Raw genomic sequence first — 21,588 nt, 5'->3', positions numbered from 1 at the left:
ACACCAAGAACTGAGCCTCTTGCCGAATCCGGCGGAGGTCAACAGAAAGGGAACGGAACACCATGAGCCTCGCATACCTGGCACAGGAAACTGCCGAGACTGTCTCTCGCTCCAAGGGCTTCGGAGCCATCGGCTACGGCCTCGCAGCGATCGGCCCCGGCATCGGCGTGGGTATCGTTGTTGGCAAGGCAATCGAAGGCATGGTCCGCCAGCCCGAGATGGCCGGACAGGTTCGCACCACGATGTTCCTCGGTATTGCATTCACCGAGGCCCTCGCGCTGATCGGCCTCGTCGCCGGCTTCATCTTCTAAGACCGACATGGCAGCCACCATCGCAATTCTCGCGGCGGAGGGGACGACTGAACACAACCCCCTCATCCCCGAGACATACGACATCGTGTGGTCCGCGGTCGCGCTCGTAGTAGTCGGTTTCGTCTTCTGGAAGCTCGTTCTTCCGAAGTTCCAGAAGGTCTTGGCCGAACGCACCGAGCAGATCGAGGGCGGTATACAAAAGGCCGAAGCAGCACAGGCAGAGGCAGCAGCAGCGCTCGAGCAGTACCGCGCGCAGCTCGCCGAAGCTCGTACCGAGGCAGCGCAGATCCGTGAGGAAGCGCGTACCCAGGGTCAGCAGATCATCGCTGACATGAAGGTTCAGGCGCAGGACGAGAGCGACCGCATCGTGGCCGCAGGCCACAGCCAGCTCGTCGCCCAGCGTCAGCAGATCGTCGCTGAGCTCCGCTCGGATCTCGGCAAGACCGCTGTAGACCTGGCCGAGAAGGTCATCGGGGAGTCCCTCGCCGACGACGTGAAGCGCGCCGGAACGGTTGATCGTTTCCTCAACGAGCTCGACACCGTCAGCGCTGATTCAGCCAGGAAGTGAGCAACATGTACGCAGCGAGCCGTGAAGCCTTGGCGCAGACTCGTTCTGCGCTGAGCAGTGCCCTGGGCGCCGTCTCTGCAGGAGCCGCAACTGCTGCTTCTGCTCAGGCTGGGTCCGAGCTCTTCTCGGTGGTCGAGGTACTCGACGGCCAGCGCGCTCTTCGCAGCGCGCTGGCTGACGCTTCGGCACCGGCCGCTGGTCGCCAGGCTTTGGCAGAGCAGTTGTTCTCCGGAAAGGTCGGCGCCGAGGCGCTCGCCACCGTGAAGGCAGCTGCAGGCCAGGACTGGTCTGCGGCCCGCGACTTGGTCAACTCGCTCGAACTGCTCGGACGCGAAGCTCTGCTCCGCGCCGCAGCCGATCAGAGCCAGTTGGACACCGTTGAGGACGAGCTCTTCCGTCTCGGTCGCATCGTGGCAGGGGATCCCAGCCTGGAGCAGACGCTCTCGGATCTGTCGGTTCCCGCAGCCCGCAAGCGTGAGTTCCTCTCCCGCTTGCTCTACGGCAAGGTCACCGCGGTCACCGAGGCACTCGCCGGACAGGCTGTCGGCCGGTTGAAGTCTGCACCCGCAGACACTTTCGATCAGCTGTCGAATCTTGCCGCAGCGCAGCGCGATACCACCGTTGCTCACGTTCGCAGCGCCTCGGCGTTGAGCTCGGAGCAGTCGGATCGCTTGGCGAGCACTCTTACCCGCACCTACGGGAAGCCGGTAGCAGTGCACGTCGAGGTCGATCCAGAACTCCTCAGCGGCTTGGTCGTCCGGGTGGGCGACGAGGTTATCGACGGCAGCGCAGCGGGTCGACTCGCAGCACTGCGGAAGAACCTCAAGTAGTCCTTCAGCCGAACACATACTCCAGATCTTTTCGAAGACCAGACACCGAGAGCAGGAAAAACATGGCGGAGCTGACGATCTCCTCCGACGAGATCCGTAGCGCGATCGACAACTACACCGCGAGCTACTCCCCGGAGGCCTCCCGTGAGGAGGTCGGCACAGTGACCGACACCAGTGACGGCATTGCGCACGTCTCTGGCCTGCCTTCGGCTATGTCCAACGAGCTGTTGGAGTTCCCCGGTGGAATCGTCGGCGTCGCGCTCAACCTGGATGCCACCGAAATCGGTGCCGTCATCCTTGGCGATTACCAGAACATTCAAGAAGGCCAGGAAGTAAAGCGCACGGGCGACGTTCTGTCGGTTCCCGTCGGCGATGCTTTCCTCGGCCGCGTCATCGACCCGCTGGGTGCGCCCATCGACGGCCTCGGCGAGATCGAGAGCACCGAGAACCGTGCACTCGAGCTCCAGGCCGCTTCGGTGCTCGAGCGCCAGCCGGTCGAAGAGCCGCTCCAGACCGGTATCAAGGCTATCGACGCCATGACCCCGATCGGCCGCGGCCAGCGCCAGCTCATCATCGGCGACCGCAAGACCGGCAAGACCGCGGTCTGCATCGACGCCATCCTGAACCAGAAGGCCAACTGGGATTCCGGCGATGTCAACAAGCAGGTGCGCTGCATCTACGTTGCCATCGGTCAGAAGGGTTCCACCATCGCGGGCGTCAAGGCTGCCCTCGAGGAGAAGGGCGCGATGGAGTACACCACCATCGTTGCTGCCCCGGCATCTGATTCCGCAGGCTTCAAGTGGCTCGCACCGTACACCGGCTCGGCCATCGGCCAGCACTGGATGTACCAGGGCAAGCACGTTCTGGTCGTGTTCGACGACCTGACCAAGCAGGCAGAGGCGTACCGCGCCATCTCGCTCCTGCTGCGTCGCCCGCCGGGACGCGAGGCTTACCCCGGCGACGTCTTCTACTTGCACTCCCGTCTGCTGGAGCGTTCGGCGAAGCTGTCCGACGCACTCGGCGGTGGCTCGCTGACGGCTCTGCCGATCATCGAGACGAAGGCGAACGACGTCTCGGCTTACATCCCGACCAACGTCATCTCCATCACCGACGGTCAGGTGTTCCTCGAGTCCGACCTGTTCAACAAGGGCGTTCGCCCCGCGATCAACGTCGGTATCTCGGTCTCCCGCGTCGGTGGCGCTGCACAGACCAAGGGCATGAAGAAGGTTTCCGGTTCGCTGCGTCTGGAACTGGCTCAGTTCCGTGAGCTCGAAGCGTTCTCCGCCTTCGCATCCGACCTCGACGCTGCCTCCAAGGCTCAGCTCGAGCGCGGTGCCCGCCTGGTCGAGCTGCTCAAGCAGGATCAGTACAGCCCGATCCCCGTCGAGGACCAGATCGTCTCGATCTACCTCGCCGGCGAAGGCATCTTCGACAGCGTTCCGATCGGCGACGTCCGTCGCTTCGAGAAGGAACTGCTCGAAGACCTCAAGCACTCGGCTGCAGGCGTCTACTCCAGCATCAACGGCGGTAAGGCACTCGATGCCGACAACGCTGCTGAGCTGATCGCTGCAACGAACAAGTTCAAGGAAGGCTTCATCGCATCCGACGGAAGCCGGGTCGTGAACGAAGCCGAGGCTGACGCTTTGGGCGCCGACGAGGTCGCGAACGAGCAGATCAACGTCAAGCGCAAGACCGTCAGCAAGTGACGTACGCGCCCATGACACTGCGAATTCCGAAGGGAGAGTGATTGATCGATGGCGAGCATTCTCGAATTGCGGTCTCGTATCAAGTCGGTCAACTCGACCAAGAAGATCACCAAGGCACAGGAACTGATCGCGACTTCGCGTATCACCAAGGCTCAGATTCGCGTCGCCGCGTCCAAGCCGTATGCCGAGGAGATCACGAAGGTACTCACCGAATTGGCGAGTGCGTCTGCTTCGCTCGATCACCCGTTGCTCAACGAGCGTCCGGAGCCCAAGCGGGCAGCGGTCCTCGTTGTCACCAGTGACCGCGGCATGTGTGGGGGCTACAACTCCAACGTCCTCAAGCAGGCAGAAGAGCTCATGGCTCTCCTCCGCAGCGAGGGCAAGGAGCCGGTCGTGTACGTGCTCGGTTCCAAGGGGCTCGGCTACTACACGTTCCGCGGCCGCGACATCGGTGCTGCGTGGACGGGCTTCTCGCAGGATCCGGGTTACTCGGATGCCGCGAAGGCCAGCCGCCACCTGGTGGAGCTGTTCATGGCTGGTTCGGGTAACCAGGTTGCCGCTCCGAACGGTGAAGGCACGATCGAGGGCGTCGACGAACTCCATATCGTCTACACCCGCTTCGTGTCGATGCTGACGCAGACTCCCGAGGTTCGCCGTATGGCTCCTCTCGAGGTCTTCGTGTCGGAAGAGCGCATCGAACTCGGTGACGACATGCTGACCAACGGCCACGACGACGACCATGACAATGGCCCCGTCGCGGACTTCAGCTTCGAGCCCGAGCCCGAGAAGCTTCTCGGCGCTCTTCTCCCGAAGTACGTCAGCACTCGTATCTTCTCGTCGCTTCTCGATGCTGCGGCATCGGAGTCGGCAGCCCGTCGTACTGCCATGAAGGCCGCGACGGACAACGCAAACGAACTGGTGAACACGTTGAGCCGTCAGGCCAACCAGGCTCGCCAGGCCCAGATCACCCAGGAAATCAGCGAGATCGTCGGCGGCGCCAACGCGCTCGCCTCGAGCGCAGGAAGTGACTAGCACATGACCGCAGCAGTAACCGAAAACAACGGGGCAGGTTCGGCTTCGGCCGTAGCCGGCCGCGTCGTGCGGGTCATCGGTCCCGTCGTGGACGTTGAATTCCCGCGTGGCGCTGTTCCTGAACTGTTCAACGCCCTGAACGCCGAGATCACGCTTCCCTCGGTCGCCAAGACGCTGACGCTCGAGGTTGCACAGCACCTCGGTGACAACCTGGTCCGCACCGTCTCCATGCAGCCCACCGACGGCCTCGTCCGCGGCACTGCAGTGACCGACTCGGGCAAGCCGATCTCGGTTCCCGTCGGTGACGTCGTCAAGGGCCACGTGTTCAACGCCCTGGGCGATTGCCTCGACACCCCCGGCCTCGGCCGCGACGGCGAGCAGTGGGGCATCCACCGCAAGCCACCAGCCTTCGATCAGCTCGAAGGTAAGACCGAGATCCTCGAGACCGGCATCAAGGTCATCGACCTTCTCACCCCGTACGTCAAGGGTGGAAAGATCGGCCTGTTCGGTGGCGCCGGCGTCGGCAAGACCGTTCTGATCCAGGAAATGATCACGCGTATCGCTCGCGAGTTCTCGGGCACCTCGGTGTTCGCAGGCGTCGGTGAGCGTACCCGTGAGGGCACCGACCTCCACCTGGAAATGGAAGAGATGGGCGTCCTCCAGGACACCGCCCTTGTCTTCGGCCAGATGGACGAGCCGCCCGGAACGCGTATGCGCGTCGCCCTGTCCGCACTGACGATGGCGGAGTACTTCCGCGACGTCCAGGGCCAGGACGTTCTGCTGTTCATCGACAACATCTTCCGCTTCACGCAGGCAGGCTCCGAGGTTTCCACCCTCCTCGGCCGTATGCCTTCGGCAGTGGGCTACCAGCCCACGCTGGCGGACGAGATGGGTGAGCTCCAGGAGCGCATCACCTCGACTCGCGGTCGCTCGATCACCTCGCTGCAGGCTATTTACGTGCCCGCCGACGACTACACCGACCCCGCGCCGGCTACGACCTTCGCGCACCTCGATGCCACCACCGAGCTTTCGCGCCCGATTTCGCAGATGGGTATCTACCCCGCTGTGGATCCGCTGAGCTCGACCTCCCGCATCCTGGAGCCCGGCATCGTCGGTGCCGAGCACTTCCGCGTCGCCAACGAGGTCAAGCGCATTCTGCAGAAGTACAAGGAACTGCAGGACATCATCGCCATCCTCGGTATGGACGAGCTTCAGGAAGAGGACAAGGTCCTCGTCGGCCGCGCCCGTCGTATCCAGAAGTTCCTCGGCCAGAACTTCATCGTTGCCGAGAAGTTCACCGGTGAGCCCGGCTCCGTCGTGCCGCTCCGCGACACGATCGAAGCCTTCGACCGCGTCTGCAAGGGCGAGTTCGATCACCTGCCCGAGCAGGCATTCAACAGCTGCGGTGGACTCGACGACGTCGAGGCTGCAGCCAAGAAGATGGCCGGGAAGTAGTCCACGATGGCTGAGATGACCGTAGAACTCGTTGCCGTCGAGCAGCGCTTGTGGTCTGGTTCGGCGACGCTGGTCAGCGCTCAGACCACCGAGGGTGAAATCGGAATCATGCCTGGGCATGAGCCGGTCCTCGGCCAGCTGATCGAGGGCGGAACCGTGTCGATCACCTCGGTCGACGGCGAGCGTATCGTTGCTGCGGTACACGGAGGATTTCTCTCCGTCACTGCGACGACGGTGACGATCCTTGCCGAGTCCGCGGACATGGCACAGGACATCGACGTCGAGGCAGCCAAGGCTGTCTTGGCCGAGAACTCGGGCGACCTCGAAGCGATTGCGGTCGCCAAGGGTCAGCTCCGGGCCGTCGAGCGCGCGTAAGTTACTCGAGTAAAGCCGCGACGGGAGCCGACGAACAGTGACATTCGGAATGACTGTGTTGATCATTCTGGTTGTGCTGCTCGCGGTTCTCGTCGCGGCTTTTCTGTATCGTCTGCTGGTTCTGCGTCGCGGCGGTACCGCTGCACTGCTTCGTGTTCTGCCATCTCCGGGGGACAGCGGGTGGCGTCACGGAATCATTCGCTACGGCGAAAGCACCTTTGTCTTTTTCAAACTGTCGAGTCTGCGGCCGGGCCCGGACTCCAGGATCGATCGTCAAGGTATCGAGGTCGAGAGCCGTCGTTCTCCCTCGGGTACCGAATTCGACATCATGAGCGACGACATCGTCGTGGTCAAGGTCAATGACGGCTCGTCGGCCTACGAAATCGCTTTGGACAGTGGAGCATTGACAGCGTTCCTGTCCTGGGTGGAATCTCGGCCGGACGGGCGCGCCCGTAGGCGACGCACCGCCTGACCGGTCCCGCTCAAGCCCCGGCGCCGGGCTTCCAGAGCACATCGCCTTCAGGATTTGCCACTCTTCCCATGATGAAGAGCAGATCCGACAATCTGTTGAGGTATTTCGCGGGGAGCACGCTCGTGTCCTCCGGGTTCGCATTGATGGCGGACCAAGCCGCACGCTCAGCACGCCGCGAGACGGTTCTTGCTACGTGAAGCAGGGCTCCCAAGGCGGTTCCGCCCGGCAGAATGAACGAATTCAACGGTGCCAGTTGCTCATTGAGTTCATCGCACCATCCTTCGAGTCGATCGATGTAGGACTGAGTCACTCGTAGCGGCGGGTACTTCGGGTTCTCGACCACGGGGGTGGACAAGTCGGCCCCTGCGTCGAAAAGGTCGTTCTGGATCTGGCGCAGCATTGCGAGGAGATTCTCCGGGGGAGTGCCGAGGGCAACGGCCACACCGATCGCTGCATTGGTCTCGTCGCAATCCGCGTAGGCGATCAGACGCGGATCGTTCTTGGACACGCGGGAAAAATCGCTGAGGCCCGTGGTCCCGTCGTCGCCGGTCCGGGTGTAGATCTTCGTCAGGTGAACAGACATAGGGCTACGGTACCGGCGCGGTGCCGACGAGGTTGTGGCTCTAGGCTGTGAACCGTGAGTGAGCACTTTCTTGTGACCGGGGGTAACCGCCTCGAAGGTGAAGTACTGGTGGGAGGGGCCAAGAACAGTGTGCTGAAGCTGATGGCCGCGGCGCTGTTGGCCGAAGGCACCACTGTCGTGACCAACTGCCCGGACATTCTCGACGTACCGCTGATGGCGGACGTTCTGCGAGGTCTGGGCTGCGAAGTCGAACTCGAAGATTCCGAAGTGCGGATCACGACGCCGGCCGAGCCGAAGTATCACGCTGACTTCGATGCGGTGAAACAGTTCCGAGCGTCAGTGTGTGTTCTCGGTCCGCTGGTCGCGCGTTGTAGACGCGCTGTTGTTGCCTTGCCTGGCGGTGACGCCATCGGTTCTCGGCCCCTCGACATGCACCAATCCGGGCTCCGCCTGTTGGGTGCGCGCAGCGAGATCGAACACGGATGTGTAGTTGCCGAGGCAGACGACCTGCATGGAGCGAACATCCGCCTGGTCTTCCCGTCTGTGGGTGCAACCGAGAACATCTTGATGGCAGCGGTCCTCGCCCGTGGTGAGACAGTGATCGACAACGCTGCACGTGAGCCCGAGATCGTGGATCTGTGCAACATGCTCAACGAGATGGGCGCCAAGGTATCTGGCGGCGGAAGTTCGACGCTCACCATTCAAGGCGTCCGCAAGTTGGAACCGACTACGCACCGTGTCATCGGCGATCGGATCGTCGCTGCAACGTGGGGTGTCGCGGCATCCATGACCAGGGGTGACGTCCGCGTTCGTGGGGTGAACCACAAGCATCTCGGACTGGTCCTCGACAAGCTTCGGACGGCCGGCGCGGAGGTGACTCCCGAGGTTGACGGTTTCCGCGTCATTCAGCGTGAACGGCCTAAAGCGGTCAATTTCGCAACATTGCCGTACCCCGGATTCCCGACCGACCTGCAGCCGATGGCAATCGGTTTGGCTGCGGTTGCCGAAGGCACGTCGATGATCACCGAGAACGTATTCGAATCGCGTTTCCGATTTGTCGAGGAAATGATCCGACTCGGCGCCGACGCTCGTACTGACGGTCACCATGCGGTGATCCGCGGAGTTCCGGTGTTGTCGAGTGCACCGGTGTGGTCTTCGGACATTCGGGCCGGCGCCGGGCTCGTGCTTGCGGGGTTGGTTGCGGACGGAACCACCGAAGTTCACGACATCTTCCACATCGACCGTGGGTACCCGCGATTCGTCGAGAATCTCCGTGGACTCGGGGGAGTGATCGAGCGGGTGGGCTCCGAATAGCTTCGGTGCTCGGCGTCACACTCGGGCCTATTCGCAGTTGGCGGAAAGGCTCAACGGTCTGACCTGGCCTTAATCGGCCAATTCGGTGTGGTGACCAGGCGATTTGTGAATTGATTGAAGGTTCGCGTAACTTATTCCAAGTCAGAGCGACACGGACACCGACTCCCACCTGCGAGGGTGAGGGACACGAGGTTGTACGAAGTGCCTGGCGAACACAATCCAGTTTTTCTTCTCGGGGTTCCGGTTTGCGCCGGTGGCCAGGTTGGGATAGGCTGGAAAAGTTGCCCCGGAGCGGCGGCCATAGGGTCGTGGTGATGGTGTGTGCGTGTTCTTTGAGAACTCAACAGTGTGTCGATGAATGTCAGTGCCAAAATTTTTTTGGTACTTCACATCCGCGAATGATCAACCGCCTCTTGGGGTTTGGTTGGTTTGTGTGTGGTGTGAGTATTTTTCGTCGGTGATTGTTCATTCTTCCGTCTGAATGGTTGCCGACACATTTTTTGCTAGTTGAGTTTTTTTGCTAGTGATTTGACTCTTTTTGTCTATGACTGATTAGCAGTTTCGGCTGTGATATCTAGAGTCTTCAACGGAGAGTTTGATCCTGGCTCAGGACGAACGCTGGCGGCGTGCTTAACACATGCAAGTCGAGCGGTAAGGCCTTTCGGGGTACACGAGCGGCGAACGGGTGAGTAACACGTGGGTGATCTGCCCTGCACTTCGGGATAAGCCTGGGAAACTGGGTCTAATACCGGATATGACCTCCTATCGCATGGTGGGTGGTGGAAAGATTTATCGGTGCAGGATGGGCCCGCGGCCTATCAGCTTGTTGGTGGGGTAATGGCCTACCAAGGCGACGACGGGTAGCCGACCTGAGAGGGTGACCGGCCACACTGGGACTGAGACACGGCCCAGACTCCTACGGGAGGCAGCAGTGGGGAATATTGCACAATGGGCGAAAGCCTGATGCAGCGACGCCGCGTGAGGGATGACGGCCTTCGGGTTGTAAACCTCTTTCAGCAGGGACGAAGCGCAAGTGACGGTACCTGCAGAAGAAGCACCGGCTAACTACGTGCCAGCAGCCGCGGTAATACGTAGGGTGCAAGCGTTGTCCGGAATTACTGGGCGTAAAGAGTTCGTAGGCGGTTTGTCGCGTCGTTTGTGAAAACCAGCAGCTCAACTGCTGGCTTGCAGGCGATACGGGCAGACTTGAGTACTGCAGGGGAGACTGGAATTCCTGGTGTAGCGGTGAAATGCGCAGATATCAGGAGGAACACCGGTGGCGAAGGCGGGTCTCTGGGCAGTAACTGACGCTGAGGAACGAAAGCGTGGGTAGCGAACAGGATTAGATACCCTGGTAGTCCACGCCGTAAACGGTGGGCGCTAGGTGTGGGTTCCTTCCACGGAATCCGTGCCGTAGCTAACGCATTAAGCGCCCCGCCTGGGGAGTACGGCCGCAAGGCTAAAACTCAAAGGAATTGACGGGGGCCCGCACAAGCGGCGGAGCATGTGGATTAATTCGATGCAACGCGAAGAACCTTACCTGGGTTTGACATATACCGGAAAGCTGCAGAGATGTGGCCCCCCTTGTGGTCGGTATACAGGTGGTGCATGGCTGTCGTCAGCTCGTGTCGTGAGATGTTGGGTTAAGTCCCGCAACGAGCGCAACCCCTATCTTATGTTGCCAGCACGTTATGGTGGGGACTCGTAAGAGACTGCCGGGGTCAACTCGGAGGAAGGTGGGGACGACGTCAAGTCATCATGCCCCTTATGTCCAGGGCTTCACACATGCTACAATGGCCAGTACAGAGGGCTGCGAGACCGTGAGGTGGAGCGAATCCCTTAAAGCTGGTCTCAGTTCGGATCGGGGTCTGCAACTCGACCCCGTGAAGTCGGAGTCGCTAGTAATCGCAGATCAGCAACGCTGCGGTGAATACGTTCCCGGGCCTTGTACACACCGCCCGTCACGTCATGAAAGTCGGTAACACCCGAAGCCGGTGGCTTAACCCCTTGTGGGAGGGAGCCGTCGAAGGTGGGATCGGCGATTGGGACGAAGTCGTAACAAGGTAGCCGTACCGGAAGGTGCGGCTGGATCACCTCCTTTCTAAGGAGCATCTCTTTCGCTCGCTGCACACAGGTGTGGTTGAGGAAAGCAGAGGCCATTTCGTTCCCGTATGTGGAACGGTGGTTGCTCATGGGTGGACGCTGACAAGCATTCGTTTTCGTTACTGCCGGCCTCAGTGCTGGTGGGAGAACAAATTATATCGGCATACTGTTGGGTCCTGAGAGAACACGCGAGTGTTTCCTCTCTAGGAAGTAACGACAATGTTCAGGCGCGGTCATACCGCAAGAATTTTTTCTTGTTGGTGTCTGCTTGGAGCCTGAGTGTTGTGTGTTGTTTGAGAACTGCACAGTGGACGCGAGCATCTTTGTTGTAAGTAATGAAGAGCGTACGGTGGATGCCTTGGCACCAGGAGCCGATGAAGGACGTAGGAGGCTGCGATAAGCCTCGGGGAGCTGTCAACCGAGCTGTGATCCGAGGATGTCCGAATGGGGAAACCCAGCACGAGTGATGTCGTGTTACCCGCGCCTGAATATATAGGGCGTGTGGAGGGAACGTGGGGAAGTGAAACATCTCAGTACCCACAGGAAGAGAAAACAACCGTGATTCCGTGAGTAGTGGCGAGCGAAAGCGGAAGAGGCTAAACCATGGGTGTGTGATAGCCGGCAGGTGTTGCATTCGTGGGGTTGTGGGGTTCATTTTGTCTGTTCTGCCGAGCAGGCCAACAGTAAGAAATCACAGGGTTAGTGGAAGTGGTCTGGAACGGCCTGTCGTAGAGGGTGAGAATCCCGTACACGAAAACTTTGTGACTGTTGTAATGGAAACCCAAGTAGCACCGGGCCCGTGAAATCTGGTGTGAATCTGTCGGGACCACCCGATAAGCCTGAATACTCCCTGGTGACCGATAGCGGACTAGTACCGTGAGGGAAAGGTGAAAAGTACCCCGGGAGGGGAGTGAAATAGTACCTGAAACCGTGCGCTTACAATCCGTCAGAGCCTTCGAGCAGTTTACTGCTGGGGGTGATGGCGTGCCTTTTGAAGAATGAGCCTGCGAGTTAGTGGCATGTCGCGAGGTTAACCCGTGTGGGGTAGCCGTAGCGAAAGCGAGTCCGAATAGGGCGATCGTAGTGGCATGCTCTAGACCCGAAGCGGAGTGATCTACCCATGGCCAGGTTGAAGCGACGGTAAGACGTCGTGGAGGACCGAACCCACTTAGGTTGAAAACTGAGGGGATGAGTTGTGGGTAGGGGTGAAAGGCCAATCAAACTCCGTGATAGCTGGTTCTCCCCGAAATGCATTTAGGTGCAGCGTCGCGTGTTTCTCACCGGAGGTAGAGCTACTGGATGGTCTAGGGGGCCCACAAGCTTACCGAAATCAGCCAAACTCCGAATGCCGGTGAGTGAGAGCGCGGCAGTGAGACTGCGGGCGATAAGGTTCGTAGTCGAGAGGGAAACAGCCCAGATCGCCAGCTAAGGTCCCTAAGCGTGTACTAAGTGGAAAAGGATGTGGGGTCGCGAAGACAACCAGGAGGTTGGCTTAGAAGCAGCCACCCTTGAAAGAGTGCGTAATAGCTCACTGGTCAAGTGATCCTGCGCCGACAATGTAGCGGGGCTCAAGTACACCACCGAAGCTGCGGCATTCACGCAATAGCCCCAGTTGATCCAGGGATTTTCTGGCAGGTGTGTGGATGGGTAGGGGAGCGTCGTGTGGCCATGGAAGCGGCAGGGTGACCTAGCCGTGGAGGCCACACGAGTGAGAATGCAGGCATGAGTAGCGAAAGACGAGTGAGAAACTCGTCCGCCGAATGACCAAGGGTTCCTGGGCCAGGTTAATCCGCCCAGGGTGAGTCGGGACCTAAGACGAGGCCGACAGGCGTAGCCGATGGACAACGGGTTGATATTCCCGTACCCGTGTGAACGCGCCCATGGTGAATCAGTGATACTAACCATCCTGAAGCCACGAGAAGACCTTCGGGTCTCGAGTTGGTGGATGCATGGGACCTGATCTGGTAGTAGCCAAGCGATGGGGTGACGCAGGAAGGTAGCTGAGCCAGTCAGTGGTAATACTGGTGTAAGCGTGTAGGGCGTGACCTAGGCAAATCCGGGTCGCACATAGCCTGAGACGTGATGCGTAGCCGATTGAGGCGAATTCAGTGATCCTATGCTGCCGAGAAAAGCCTCTAGCGAGCTTTCACACGGCCCGTACCCCAAACCGACACAGGTGGTCAGGTAGAGAATACTAAGGCGATCGAGATAACTATGGTTAAGGAACTCGGCAAAATGCCCCCGTAACTTCGGGAGAAGGGGGGCCCTGTCTGGTGACGACATTTACTGTCTGAGCTGGGTGGGGCCGCAGAGACCAGTGAGAAGCGACTGTTTACTAAAAACACAGGTCCGTGCGAAGTCGTAAGACGATGTATACGGACTGACGCCTGCCCGGTGCTGGAAGGTTAAGAGGACCGGTTAGTTCCTTCGGGAGCGAAGCTGAGAATTTAAGCCCCAGTAAACGGCGGTGGTAACTATAACCATCCTAAGGTAGCGAAATTCCTTGTCGGGTAAGTTCCGACCTGCACGAATGGCGTAACGACTTCTCAGCTGTCTCAACCGTAGACTCGGCGAAATTGCATTACGAGTAAAGATGCTCGTTACGCGCGGCAGGACGAAAAGACCCCGGGACCTTCACTACAGCTTGGTATTGGTGTTCGGTTCGGTTTGTGTAGGATAGGTGGGAGACTGTGAAACGGTGACGCCAGTTATCGTGGAGTCGTTGTTGAAATACCACTCTGATCGAATTGGACCTCTAACCTCGGACCATGATCTGGTTCAGGGACAGTGCCTGGTGGGTAGTTTAACTGGGGCGGTTGCCTCCCAAAATGTAACGGAGGCGCCCAAAGGTTCCCTCAGCCTGGTTGGCAATCAGGTGTCGAGTGCAAGTGCACAAGGGAGCTTGACTGTGAGACTGACAGGTCGAGCAGGGACGAAAGTCGGGACTAGTGATCCGGCACCGGCAAGTGGAAGCGGTGTCGCTCAACGGATAAAAGGTACCCCGGGGATAACAGGCTGATCTTCCCCAAGAGTCCATATCGACGGGATGGTTTGGCACCTCGATGTCGGCTCGTCGCATCCTGGGGCTGGAGTAGGTCCCAAGGGTTGGGCTGTTCGCCCATTAAAGCGGCACGCGAGCTGGGTTTAGAACGTCGTGAGACAGTTCGGTCTCTATCCGCCGCGCGCGTTAGAAACTTGAGGAAGGCTGTCCCTAGTACGAGAGGACCGGGACGGACGAACCTCTGGTGTGCCAGTTGTTCCGCCAGGAGCACCGCTGGTTAGCTACGTTCGGAAGGGATAACCGCTGAAAGCATCTAAGCGGGAAGCCTGTTCCAAGATGAGGTTTCTCACCCCCTCGAGGGGGTAAGGCCCCCGGCAGACCACCGGGTTGATAGGCCAGAACTGGAAGTGCAGTAATGCATGCAGGTGACTGGTACTAATAGGCCGAGGACTTACCACAAAGAAGCTACGCGTCCACTGTGCGGTATCTGAAACAACACACAGATACTGATGAGAAACCCTGTTTTCTCCATCCCCCAACACCAGAAACTGGTGTTGACGGGTGGTGAAACCAGGTGATCAGAAGAAGGTTACTGTGACAGTTTCATAGAGTTACGGCGGTCATAGCGAAGGGGAAACGCCCGGTCCCATTCCGAACCCGGAAGCTAAGCCCTTCAGCGCCGATGGTACTGCACTCGACAGGGTGTGGGAGAGTAGGACACCGCCGAACACACATTAGAGAAGCCCCCCAACCAGTGATGGTTGGGGGGCTTTCTCGTACCCAAAACACCCCACCCCGCCAACACCCGAAAGCACCCCCGCCGGCACCCCCGACTTCGAGCGAACGGTACGTTCGTCGCCTCAGATCGACCCAACGTACCGTTCACACCATCAGGGGCGGGCACGCCGCCGACTCACCACCCCGTCCGGGACCGAGTGAACGGCACTCTCACCCTCTTGGGCGAGGGGAACGGTACGTTCACACCATCAGGGGCGGGAACACGACTGAGGACGACAGGCACTTTGCCCGGATCAGTCGATGCCGTCGGCGGTGGCAGTCGCATACTTCGGCCGGCCAGCCGGCAGATACCTCTGAATCGTCACGCCCTTTGATGTGGCTCGCGATTCGGCCAGCTCTAGTGCGATGTCCGGTCCGGAGTCGGGAAACAGTCGCGTGCCCTGGCCTATCACCACCGGAACGATCAGCAGGATCATCTCGTCGACAAGATCGTTCGCGAAAAGCCAGCGGCACAGGTTGCCACTGCCGTGCACCTGAAGCTCACCGCCGGGTCTGGCTTTCAGTTCGCCGATCGCTGTGGCGGTGTCACCTGAAAGGGCCGTGGTGTTCTTCCATTGCGGATCGGTGAGCGTCGTCGACGCAAGGTACTTGGGCCGCGAATTCAGTGCGCTTGCAATGGGGTTGACGTCGGGATTCTCGAACGCGCCCCAATAGCCGGCGAAGATCTCGTACGTGTGTCGCCCGAACAGGAACGCGTCAGCGCGCTGGTAGACCTGGACGAGGTAATCCATGGCTTCGGTGTCCACCAATGGCGCGGACCAGCCGCCCCGCTCGAATCCACCTCGCCGATCTTCGTCCGGCCCACCGAGTCCTTGCATCACCCCGTCGAGAGTGGCGATGGTAAAGGTCGTCAGTTTCATAGTCGTACCCATCTCCCAGGCGTCGTCGGATTTCCGCTGTGCCGATATAGACCGTCGAGAAGCGGGAAAGTCATCGAGCGAACGTGGCGTTGATCGCCTTGGACCGACCGAACGTGCCGTTCGCTCAGGGGGGGAGGTGGGGTCAGGGCTGAACGGGCACGGAGTCTGACGGGCTGGTCTCGGACTCCAGGGCGTCGCACGGAATCGCGAGCTCGGTCTGTTCGAGGCGGCCGCGAAGGGTGATGTTCTCGGTGATCGACCACTGTGCAGCCTCGGCGCTGTCAGCGGCAGCCACAGCCCGACCGGATGCGGCGACGTTACCCGGAACCGTCTTGGCAACTTCGGACAGTCGCGCCGCTTCGTTGACGGGATCACCGATGACGGTGTACTCGAATCTTTCTCGCGCACCGACGTTCCCGGCTACGGCAACACCTGCGGCGACGCCGATTCCCGCGCTCACTTCCGGAACCTCGGCACGCAGGCGCTGCTGAATCTTGCGGGCAGCGGCGAGTGCGCTGCCGGCGTGATCGTCGAGTGTCGTCGGCGCTCCGAAGATCGCCAGCGCTGCGTCGCCCTCGAACTTGTTGACGAATCCGCCGTGTGCGTCGACCTCGTCGACTATGACGTCGAAGAAACGGTTGAGTAGAGCGACCACCGCCGTAGGGGAGTTGGTGGCCGCGATGGTGGTCGATCCGATGACGTCGACGAAGAGTACGGCAACGTCACGTTCTTCACCGCCGAGTTCCGGGTTTCGGCGAACCGCGTTTGCGGCAACCTCGTGTCCGACGTGGCGCCCGAAGAGGTCGCGTATTCGCTCTCGCTCGCGCAGACCCTCGGCCATGCGATTGAAGCCGGCCTGCAGTAGTCCCAGTTCCGTTCCGTCGTACACGACGACGGACGCGGTGAGGTCGCCACGGGTGACTTGTTCCATTCCTCGTCGCACGGACCGAATGGGGGCCGCGGCGGACCGAATGTTGATGTATGTCAGCCCGAGTCCGACGCACAGAGTGATCCCGCCGATGACGAGGATCGCGGTCGCGAGGGCTTGCCACGAAGCAGGCCGGATGAAGCTGAAGACCGCTACGAGCATCAAACCGGTGACGGGGACTCCGCTTCCGAGCAGCCAGACGAGGATTGTTCGGCCGGTCAGTCCGAGAACGGCAGCCTTGCGGGGTGCTCCGGATTCGAGTGCACGCGCGGCAATCGGGCGGAGTGCGAACTCGCTGAGCAGGTAGCAGAAGGCGCACGTGGTGATACCGCTGAAAGCCACGGTGAACAGAACTTTCGGAATGGTGTCGGGGTCGACGATTCCGTACATGGTCGTGAAGGTGATGAGCGCGGCCGTCCACAGGACGGCTTGCACTCGGGTCAGTCGCCACGGCCCGCGCAGCGCCGCGCGTTGATTCTGCTCTGTCGGTGGGTGATCCTCGGTGGCCCATCGAAGATCCCGCATCAGCCGTTTGGTGCCCCACAGCAGTCCGATGAGAAAGACACACCCGATGAAGACGGGCACGGCAATGAAGTTGATCCATGCGAATTCGGGGTGGATGATCGCGGGTCCGGGAACCACGAATCCGATGAGCACGATCGCCAGTACCGCTCCGATCAGGTTTGTGACCAGGAGGGGGGCGGTGAGTAGTGCCTGGACGCGGATTCGGCGGCGCCTGGGGCTTTCGTCGGTGGATCCGAGCAGCCACGACCCCAGGGGCGCACTCGGGACACGGCTTCGCTGCATAGTGTGTCGAGAGTAGTCGTAATGATCGCTTAGGGTGGTCCGGTGCGCCTAGTTATTGCTCGTTGCCGTGTCGACTATGTGGGACGCCTGACCTCCCACCTCCCTACCGCAAGACGACTGCTGTTGGTCAAAGCCGACGGCTCGGTCAGTATCCATGCCGACGATCGGGCGTACAAGCCGCTCAACTGGATGAGTCCGCCGTGCTGGTTGGTCGAGACCACCGGGGACAGCGACGACATCCTGTGGGTCGTCACCAACAAGGCGGGCGAGGAACTGCGGATCACTCTCGAAGAGGTCGAGCACGATTCGTCGTATGAACTCGGTCTCGATCCGGGATTGATCAAGGACGGTGTCGAGGCACACCTTCAAGAACTTCTGGCGGAGCATGTCGAGACACTCGGCCCCGGCTACACGTTGGTGCGGCGTGAGTACATGACGGCCATCGGGCCGGTCGATCTTCTGGTCCGAGACGCGGACGGTGCATCGGTGGCGGTGGAGATCAAGCGTCGCGGTGAGATCGACGGCGTCGAGCAGTTGACGCGCTACCTCGAATTGCTCAACCGCGATCCGCTGCTCGCGCCGGTCACGGGAGTTTTTGCAGCGCAACAGATCAAGCCGCAGGCAAAGACTTTGGCCAACGACCGTGGGATCCGTTGCCTGGTCCTTGACTACGAGGCCTTGCGGGGCACCGAAAGCACCGAGTTCCGCCTCTTCTGACGCTGTTTAGACTCGAACCATGCCGCGCCGCAAACCTTCGCCGAAGCAAACCCGTCGAACGGATACTCGGCGTGCTCGGGATTCGAGCGCGGAGTCGGCGTCACCAAGCGGCGTGTTGTTCGGCGGAGCGCTGGTCCGGGAGGAACCCGGGCCGGGCGGTGAAATGTACATGGTGAGGCCGATACCCGGCTCCAACGCGACGAAGTTCTATCGATGCCCCGGTTGTGATCACGACATCAGACCCGGCGTCGCTCACGTGGTGACGTGGCCTTCGGAACCGGGCGGCGCGAACGAGCGTCGACACTGGCACACCGGATGCTGGTCAGGCCGCGGTACGCGCAGCCTGACCAGACGGTGGTCCTGAGCGTCGATCAGTTCCTGGACTGGGCTCGCTGCTCGACGGCGCGGGTGTCGATCTCGGCGGTGTTCGTCTCGTCCGAGTCCTCGAGAACGTCGTCTTCGTCGATACTCGGTTCTGATTTGACCTTATCTGAGTCGACCGGATCTGCGTCGGCCTTCTTGTCTTCGATCTCGAGATCTTCCTCGGCTTCGACGATGACCGGAGCGGGCGGTGCATCGAGGAGTTCGCTCTCCCGGTTGACCGATGCGAGCATAGCCGGAACCGAATCGAGTTGTCCGCGAATACCCAAGAGCTGAGCCAGGATTCGGCCTCGGAGAACGCGCAGTTCTTCGGTGAGTTCCTTCGCGTGAGCGATCTTGCGCTCTGACTGATCAGTGGCGGCCTGCAGCCTGCGCTGGGCCTCGTGCGACGCATCGGCGAGTCGACGCTCGGCCTCTGCTTTGCTCGACGACTCCAGCTCGTTGACGGCGGCGACGACCTTGGCGCGGCGCTCCGACATCGAGATGTCGAAGTCTTCGCGGATCTGAGTGCGCTTGGCCTCGGACTCGGCAGCCAGTCGATCCCGCTCGGCCTGCGCGGCTTCGACGATCCGGGCGGCTTCGGTACGGGCCTGCGCCATGGTCTGCTCGTGCATGGTTTCCATCGCGTTGCGACGGTCCTCGAGTTCGGCGATCAGCGACTCGTAGTGCCCACGAAGGCGGGCGCCGTCCTGTTCGGCGATGGAGGTCATCTCGGCTGCGTCGGCCTCGGCCTTCGCGCGCACCTCCGAGGCCTCGTCGGAGGCAAGGCGCAGCATGCGGCTGATGCGATCGCTCATGCCCTCCGCAGTGGTGGGCGGTACCGAGAGGCGGTCGACGTCCTTGCGGAGGTCGTCGATGTCGTCGCGTGCATCGTCGAGCTGCTTGGCGAGGTCACGGGCCTGCGCAGCGGCAGCATCACGATCAGCCGCGGTAACTCGCAGCTCCGCGTCGAATCGCTCGAAGTAGTTGCGTACCTCGTCGCGGTCGTATCCCTTCCGTGCGATCTGGAACGGAAGTTGGATCGAACCGCGGTCCTGCTCGTATGCCATGGCGACAATCTACCTGGCATACGAGCTGGAGTCGGGTCTGCTAGTGGCTCGCGTCGGGTTCGACCAGTTCCACCAGGACGCCGCCGGCGTCCTTCGGGTGAATGAAGTTGATGCGCGAGTTGGCCGTACCGCGTCGGGGAGCGTCATACAGCAACCGAACCCCGCGGTCGCGAAGCTCGGCGGAGATGGCGTCGATGTCGGTGACCCGGTAGGCGAGCTGCTGGAGTCCGGGGCCGCTTCGGTCGATGAACTTGGCGATGGTCGAATTCTCGTCCAGAGGCGCGAGCAGCTGAACGGCAGTGGATCCGGCGGGGGAGCCGACGACGGAGAGCATGGCCTCACGCACGCCCTGCGATTCGTTGATTTCCTCGTGGGTCGACACCATGCCCAGGTGCTGCGTGTACCACTCGATTGCCACGTCGAGATCGGGCACCGCGATCCCGACGTGATCGATCGCGACGACGAGGTCGGACGACAAAGGTGCGAGTGCAGAACTGGGGGAGGTCTGTGTCATACCTTTCACGGTAGCGCTACCGTTTGAGGAGTACACGTCGGGATGTGACTTGGCTCTTAGGCCGCACGGAACCGACGACTATCTCTCTTTTGCAGCCGGAGGAAATCGTGACCAGTTCTGTGATTGTTGCGGGAGCTCGTACCCCGATGGGTCGACTCCTCGGATCGTTGAAAGACCTTTCCGGGTCCGACCTCGGCGGCATCGCCATCAAAGGCGCCCTCGACAAGTCCGGAGTCGCACCCGAACAGGTCGACTACGTCATCATGGGACAGGTCCTCACCGCCGGCGCCGGCCAGATGCCCGCCCGCCAAGCCGCCGTCGCCGCCGGCATCCCCATGAACGTCCCCGCCCTGAGCATCAATAAAGTGTGCCTCTCCGGCATCGACGCCATCGCCCTCGCCGACCAACTCATCCGCGCCGGCGAATTCGACATCGTCGTCGCCGGCGGGCAGGAATCGATGTCCCGCGCACCCCACATGCTCGAAAAAAGCCGCGAAGGCTTCAAATACGGCGACGTCACCCTCCGCGACCACATGGCCTACGACGGCCTCCACGACATCTTCACCGACCAGGCCATGGGCCTGCTCACCGAACAGGTCAACCAACAAGAAACCACCCACATCACCCGCGCCGAGCAGGACGCCTTCGCCGCCGCCTCACACCAGAACGCGGCCCGCGCCTGGAAAGACGGCCTCTTCGACAACGAAGTCGTCCCCGTCTCCATCCCCCAACGCAAGGGCGAGCCCATCGTCTTCGCCCAGGACGAAGGCATCCGCGCCGACACCACCACCGAATCCCTCGGCAAACTGCGTCCCGCGTTCAGCAAGGACGGCACCATCACCGCCGGCTCCGCCTCCCCGATCTCCGACGGCGCCGCCGCCGTGATCGTGATGAGCAAAACCAAAGCCGAAGAACTCGGCCTGACCTGGATCGCGGAAATCGGCGCCCACGGCGTCGTCGCCGGACCCGACTCCACCCTCCAGTCCCAACCCGCCCGGGCCATCGCCAAAGCCTGCGCGAAGGAAGGCATCGACCCCACCGACCTCGACCTCGTCGAAATCAACGAAGCATTCGCCGCCGTCGGGATCGCCTCCACCCGCGAACTCGGCCTCGACCCCGCCAAGGTCAACGTCAACGGCGGCGCCATCGCCGTCGGCCACCCCCTCGGCATGTCCGGCGCCCGCATCGCCCTGCACCTCGCCCTCGAACTGCAACGCCGCGGCGGCGGCATCGGCGCAGCCGCACTCTGCGGCGGCGGCGGACAAGGCGACGCACTCATCGTCCGCGTCCCCAAGGCGTGAGTGTCTAAATACACCTGAACGAGCGCTCTCGCTCTGCGACGCCCCGTGGTTTTCCTCACACAACTACGGGGCGTCGTAGTTGTTCGGGCACAATGGCCTCATGGCGAACATCTTTGACGTATCCACTCCCGCGAAACGCTTCCGTCTGGTGGCGTGGTGGGAAGCTGTGACCTGGGCGGCCTTGCTGGTTGCCATGTTCTTCAAGTGGGTCCTCGGACACGAAGAAGCGATTCGCATCCCCGGAATGGTCCACGGAACCGCCGGCTTCCTGGTGTTCATCGTTGTTGCACTCCTGACCGCGTGGTCGCTCAAGTGGGACGTCAAGACCACGATCCTTGCGCTGATCTCGAGCGTTCCGCCCTTCGGCACCGTCATCTTCGAACGCTGGGCAGTGCGAAACGGCAAGCTCGGTGAGCTGTCCACGGAGTTCGAGGCGTCCAAGGGCAACGCGGCGCTCGTCTGAGTGCTGCATCCCTCTACGTA

At 61.1% G+C, this 21,588-nt stretch carries 18 protein-coding genes and 3 rRNA genes; 16 read left to right on the top strand and 5 right to left on the bottom strand.

Features of this window, described 5'->3' with window-relative positions:
- Positions 1–62: 62 nt before the first annotated feature.
- From EHW12_RS19350 to EHW12_RS19315, 8 genes are all read left to right on the top strand, one after another.
- Entirely contained in the window at positions 63–311 is a 249-nt protein-coding gene (locus tag EHW12_RS19350) for an ATP synthase F0 subunit C (protein ID WP_042923194.1), read from the top strand.
- A 7-nt stretch (positions 312–318) separates the two neighbouring features.
- Positions 319–879, top strand: coding sequence for a F0F1 ATP synthase subunit B (locus EHW12_RS19345; protein ID WP_042923197.1), 561 nt, complete (start codon positions 319–321; stop codon positions 877–879).
- 5 nt (positions 880–884) lie between these two features.
- Positions 885–1,709, top strand: coding sequence for a F0F1 ATP synthase subunit delta (locus EHW12_RS19340; protein WP_003941304.1), 825 nt, complete (start codon positions 885–887; stop codon positions 1,707–1,709).
- A gap of 62 nt (positions 1,710–1,771) precedes the next feature.
- Positions 1,772–3,415: a F0F1 ATP synthase subunit alpha gene (gene atpA / locus EHW12_RS19335; protein ID WP_007726218.1), complete on the top strand. Its 1,644-nt coding sequence runs from the start codon at positions 1,772–1,774 to the stop codon at positions 3,413–3,415.
- Between the two features lie 48 nt (positions 3,416–3,463).
- Complete coding sequence (locus EHW12_RS19330) at positions 3,464–4,447, top strand: F0F1 ATP synthase subunit gamma (protein WP_003941320.1); 984 nt, start codon at positions 3,464–3,466, stop codon at positions 4,445–4,447.
- A gap of 3 nt (positions 4,448–4,450) precedes the next feature.
- Positions 4,451–5,902 carry a F0F1 ATP synthase subunit beta gene (gene atpD / locus EHW12_RS19325; RefSeq protein ID WP_003941349.1) on the top strand — a complete coding sequence of 484 codons (1,452 nt, stop codon included), beginning with the start codon at positions 4,451–4,453 and terminating at the stop codon, positions 5,900–5,902.
- Positions 5,903–5,908: 6 nt separating this feature from the next.
- Complete coding sequence (locus EHW12_RS19320; RefSeq protein WP_003941287.1) at positions 5,909–6,277, top strand: F0F1 ATP synthase subunit epsilon; 369 nt, start codon at positions 5,909–5,911, stop codon at positions 6,275–6,277.
- A gap of 49 nt (positions 6,278–6,326) precedes the next feature.
- A complete protein-coding gene (locus tag EHW12_RS19315; protein ID WP_029255703.1) occupies positions 6,327–6,749 on the top strand; it encodes a DUF2550 domain-containing protein in 423 nt (140 codons plus the stop codon).
- Positions 6,750–6,759: 10 nt separating this feature from the next.
- On the opposite strand, the gene EHW12_RS19310 is transcribed toward EHW12_RS19315, so the two are convergent.
- Positions 6,760–7,332 carry a cob(I)yrinic acid a,c-diamide adenosyltransferase gene (locus EHW12_RS19310; RefSeq protein ID WP_030537338.1) on the bottom strand — a complete coding sequence of 191 codons (573 nt, stop codon included), beginning with the start codon at positions 7,330–7,332 and terminating at the stop codon, positions 6,760–6,762.
- Positions 7,333–7,386: 54 nt separating this feature from the next.
- Here EHW12_RS19310 and murA point away from each other — a divergent pair, with 54 nt between their 5' ends.
- The 4 genes from murA (at position 7,387) to rrf (ending at position 14,479) form a co-directional block, all read left to right on the top strand.
- Positions 7,387–8,646, top strand: a complete 1,260-nt coding sequence (murA, locus tag EHW12_RS19305) for a UDP-N-acetylglucosamine 1-carboxyvinyltransferase (RefSeq protein ID WP_003941314.1) — start codon at positions 7,387–7,389, stop codon at positions 8,644–8,646.
- Positions 8,647–9,229: 583 nt separating this feature from the next.
- Positions 9,230–10,747, top strand: a 16S ribosomal RNA gene (locus EHW12_RS19300).
- Positions 10,748–11,075: 328 nt separating this feature from the next.
- Positions 11,076–14,209: ribosomal RNA gene (locus EHW12_RS19295) — 23S ribosomal RNA — on the top strand.
- Between the two features lie 153 nt (positions 14,210–14,362).
- Positions 14,363–14,479 (top strand): 5S ribosomal RNA (rrf, locus tag EHW12_RS19290).
- Together the 16S, 23S and 5S rRNA genes form the textbook arrangement of a ribosomal RNA operon.
- A gap of 302 nt (positions 14,480–14,781) precedes the next feature.
- On the opposite strand, the gene EHW12_RS19285 is transcribed toward rrf, so the two are convergent.
- Both EHW12_RS19285 and EHW12_RS19280 read right to left on the bottom strand, forming a co-directional pair.
- Positions 14,782–15,408, bottom strand: a complete 627-nt coding sequence (locus EHW12_RS19285; protein WP_125051504.1) for a dihydrofolate reductase family protein — start codon at positions 15,406–15,408, stop codon at positions 14,782–14,784.
- A 142-nt stretch (positions 15,409–15,550) separates the two neighbouring features.
- Positions 15,551–17,143 (bottom strand): adenylate/guanylate cyclase domain-containing protein, encoded by a 1,593-nt coding sequence (locus EHW12_RS19280; RefSeq protein WP_042452409.1) that lies wholly within the window; start codon positions 17,141–17,143, stop codon positions 15,551–15,553.
- 42 nt (positions 17,144–17,185) lie between these two features.
- On the opposite strand from EHW12_RS19280, the gene nucS reads away from it, so the two are divergent.
- Both nucS and EHW12_RS35365 read left to right on the top strand, forming a co-directional pair.
- Complete coding sequence (gene nucS, locus EHW12_RS19275; RefSeq protein ID WP_003945160.1) at positions 17,186–17,860, top strand: endonuclease NucS; 675 nt, start codon at positions 17,186–17,188, stop codon at positions 17,858–17,860.
- A 19-nt stretch (positions 17,861–17,879) separates the two neighbouring features.
- Complete coding sequence (locus tag EHW12_RS35365) at positions 17,880–18,224, top strand: hypothetical protein (protein ID WP_054828484.1); 345 nt, start codon at positions 17,880–17,882, stop codon at positions 18,222–18,224.
- 7 nt (positions 18,225–18,231) lie between these two features.
- Here EHW12_RS35365 and EHW12_RS19265 read toward each other — a convergent pair whose 3' ends face one another.
- Both EHW12_RS19265 and mce read right to left on the bottom strand, forming a co-directional pair.
- Positions 18,232–19,290, bottom strand: coding sequence for a hypothetical protein (locus tag EHW12_RS19265; RefSeq protein ID WP_042452411.1), 1,059 nt, complete (start codon positions 19,288–19,290; stop codon positions 18,232–18,234).
- A gap of 40 nt (positions 19,291–19,330) precedes the next feature.
- Positions 19,331–19,804, bottom strand: a complete 474-nt coding sequence (mce, locus tag EHW12_RS19260; protein WP_007733251.1) for a methylmalonyl-CoA epimerase — start codon at positions 19,802–19,804, stop codon at positions 19,331–19,333.
- 107 nt (positions 19,805–19,911) lie between these two features.
- On the opposite strand from mce, the gene EHW12_RS19255 reads away from it, so the two are divergent.
- Entirely contained in the window at positions 19,912–21,105 is a 1,194-nt protein-coding gene (locus tag EHW12_RS19255) for an acetyl-CoA C-acetyltransferase (protein ID WP_125051502.1), read from the top strand.
- A gap of 100 nt (positions 21,106–21,205) precedes the next feature.
- A complete protein-coding gene (locus tag EHW12_RS19250; RefSeq protein WP_003945330.1) occupies positions 21,206–21,568 on the top strand; it encodes a DUF3817 domain-containing protein in 363 nt (120 codons plus the stop codon).
- Positions 21,569–21,588 lie beyond the last annotated feature (20 nt).

The sequence above is a fragment of the Rhodococcus sp. NJ-530 genome, from assembly GCF_003860625.1.
Lineage (GTDB): Bacteria > Actinomycetota > Actinomycetes > Mycobacteriales > Mycobacteriaceae > Rhodococcus_F > Rhodococcus_F qingshengii.
The sequence above is the reverse complement of the archived record's forward strand: the minus strand, read 5'-3'. Positions and strand labels throughout refer to the sequence as shown.

Coding starts and splice junctions, on each gene's coding strand:
- EHW12_RS19350 (WP_042923194.1), top strand. CDS start 63: ATGAGCCTCGCATACCTGGCACAGGAAACTGCCGAGACTGTCTCTCGC.
- EHW12_RS19345 (WP_042923197.1), top strand. CDS start 319: ATGGCAGCCACCATCGCAATTCTCGCGGCGGAGGGGACGACTGAACAC.
- EHW12_RS19340 (WP_003941304.1), top strand. CDS start 885: ATGTACGCAGCGAGCCGTGAAGCCTTGGCGCAGACTCGTTCTGCGCTG.
- atpA (WP_007726218.1), top strand. CDS start 1,772: ATGGCGGAGCTGACGATCTCCTCCGACGAGATCCGTAGCGCGATCGAC.
- EHW12_RS19330 (WP_003941320.1), top strand. CDS start 3,464: ATGGCGAGCATTCTCGAATTGCGGTCTCGTATCAAGTCGGTCAACTCG.
- atpD (WP_003941349.1), top strand. CDS start 4,451: ATGACCGCAGCAGTAACCGAAAACAACGGGGCAGGTTCGGCTTCGGCC.
- EHW12_RS19320 (WP_003941287.1), top strand. CDS start 5,909: ATGGCTGAGATGACCGTAGAACTCGTTGCCGTCGAGCAGCGCTTGTGG.
- EHW12_RS19315 (WP_029255703.1), top strand. CDS start 6,327: ATGACTGTGTTGATCATTCTGGTTGTGCTGCTCGCGGTTCTCGTCGCG.
- EHW12_RS19310 (WP_030537338.1), bottom strand. CDS start 7,332: ATGTCTGTTCACCTGACGAAGATCTACACCCGGACCGGCGACGACGGG.
- EHW12_RS19285 (WP_125051504.1), bottom strand. CDS start 15,408: ATGAAACTGACGACCTTTACCATCGCCACTCTCGACGGGGTGATGCAA.
- EHW12_RS19280 (WP_042452409.1), bottom strand. CDS start 17,143: ATGCAGCGAAGCCGTGTCCCGAGTGCGCCCCTGGGGTCGTGGCTGCTC.
- EHW12_RS35365 (WP_054828484.1), top strand. CDS start 17,880: ATGCCGCGCCGCAAACCTTCGCCGAAGCAAACCCGTCGAACGGATACT.
- EHW12_RS19265 (WP_042452411.1), bottom strand. CDS start 19,290: ATGGCATACGAGCAGGACCGCGGTTCGATCCAACTTCCGTTCCAGATC.
- mce (WP_007733251.1), bottom strand. CDS start 19,804: ATGACACAGACCTCCCCCAGTTCTGCACTCGCACCTTTGTCGTCCGAC.
- EHW12_RS19250 (WP_003945330.1), top strand. CDS start 21,206: ATGGCGAACATCTTTGACGTATCCACTCCCGCGAAACGCTTCCGTCTG.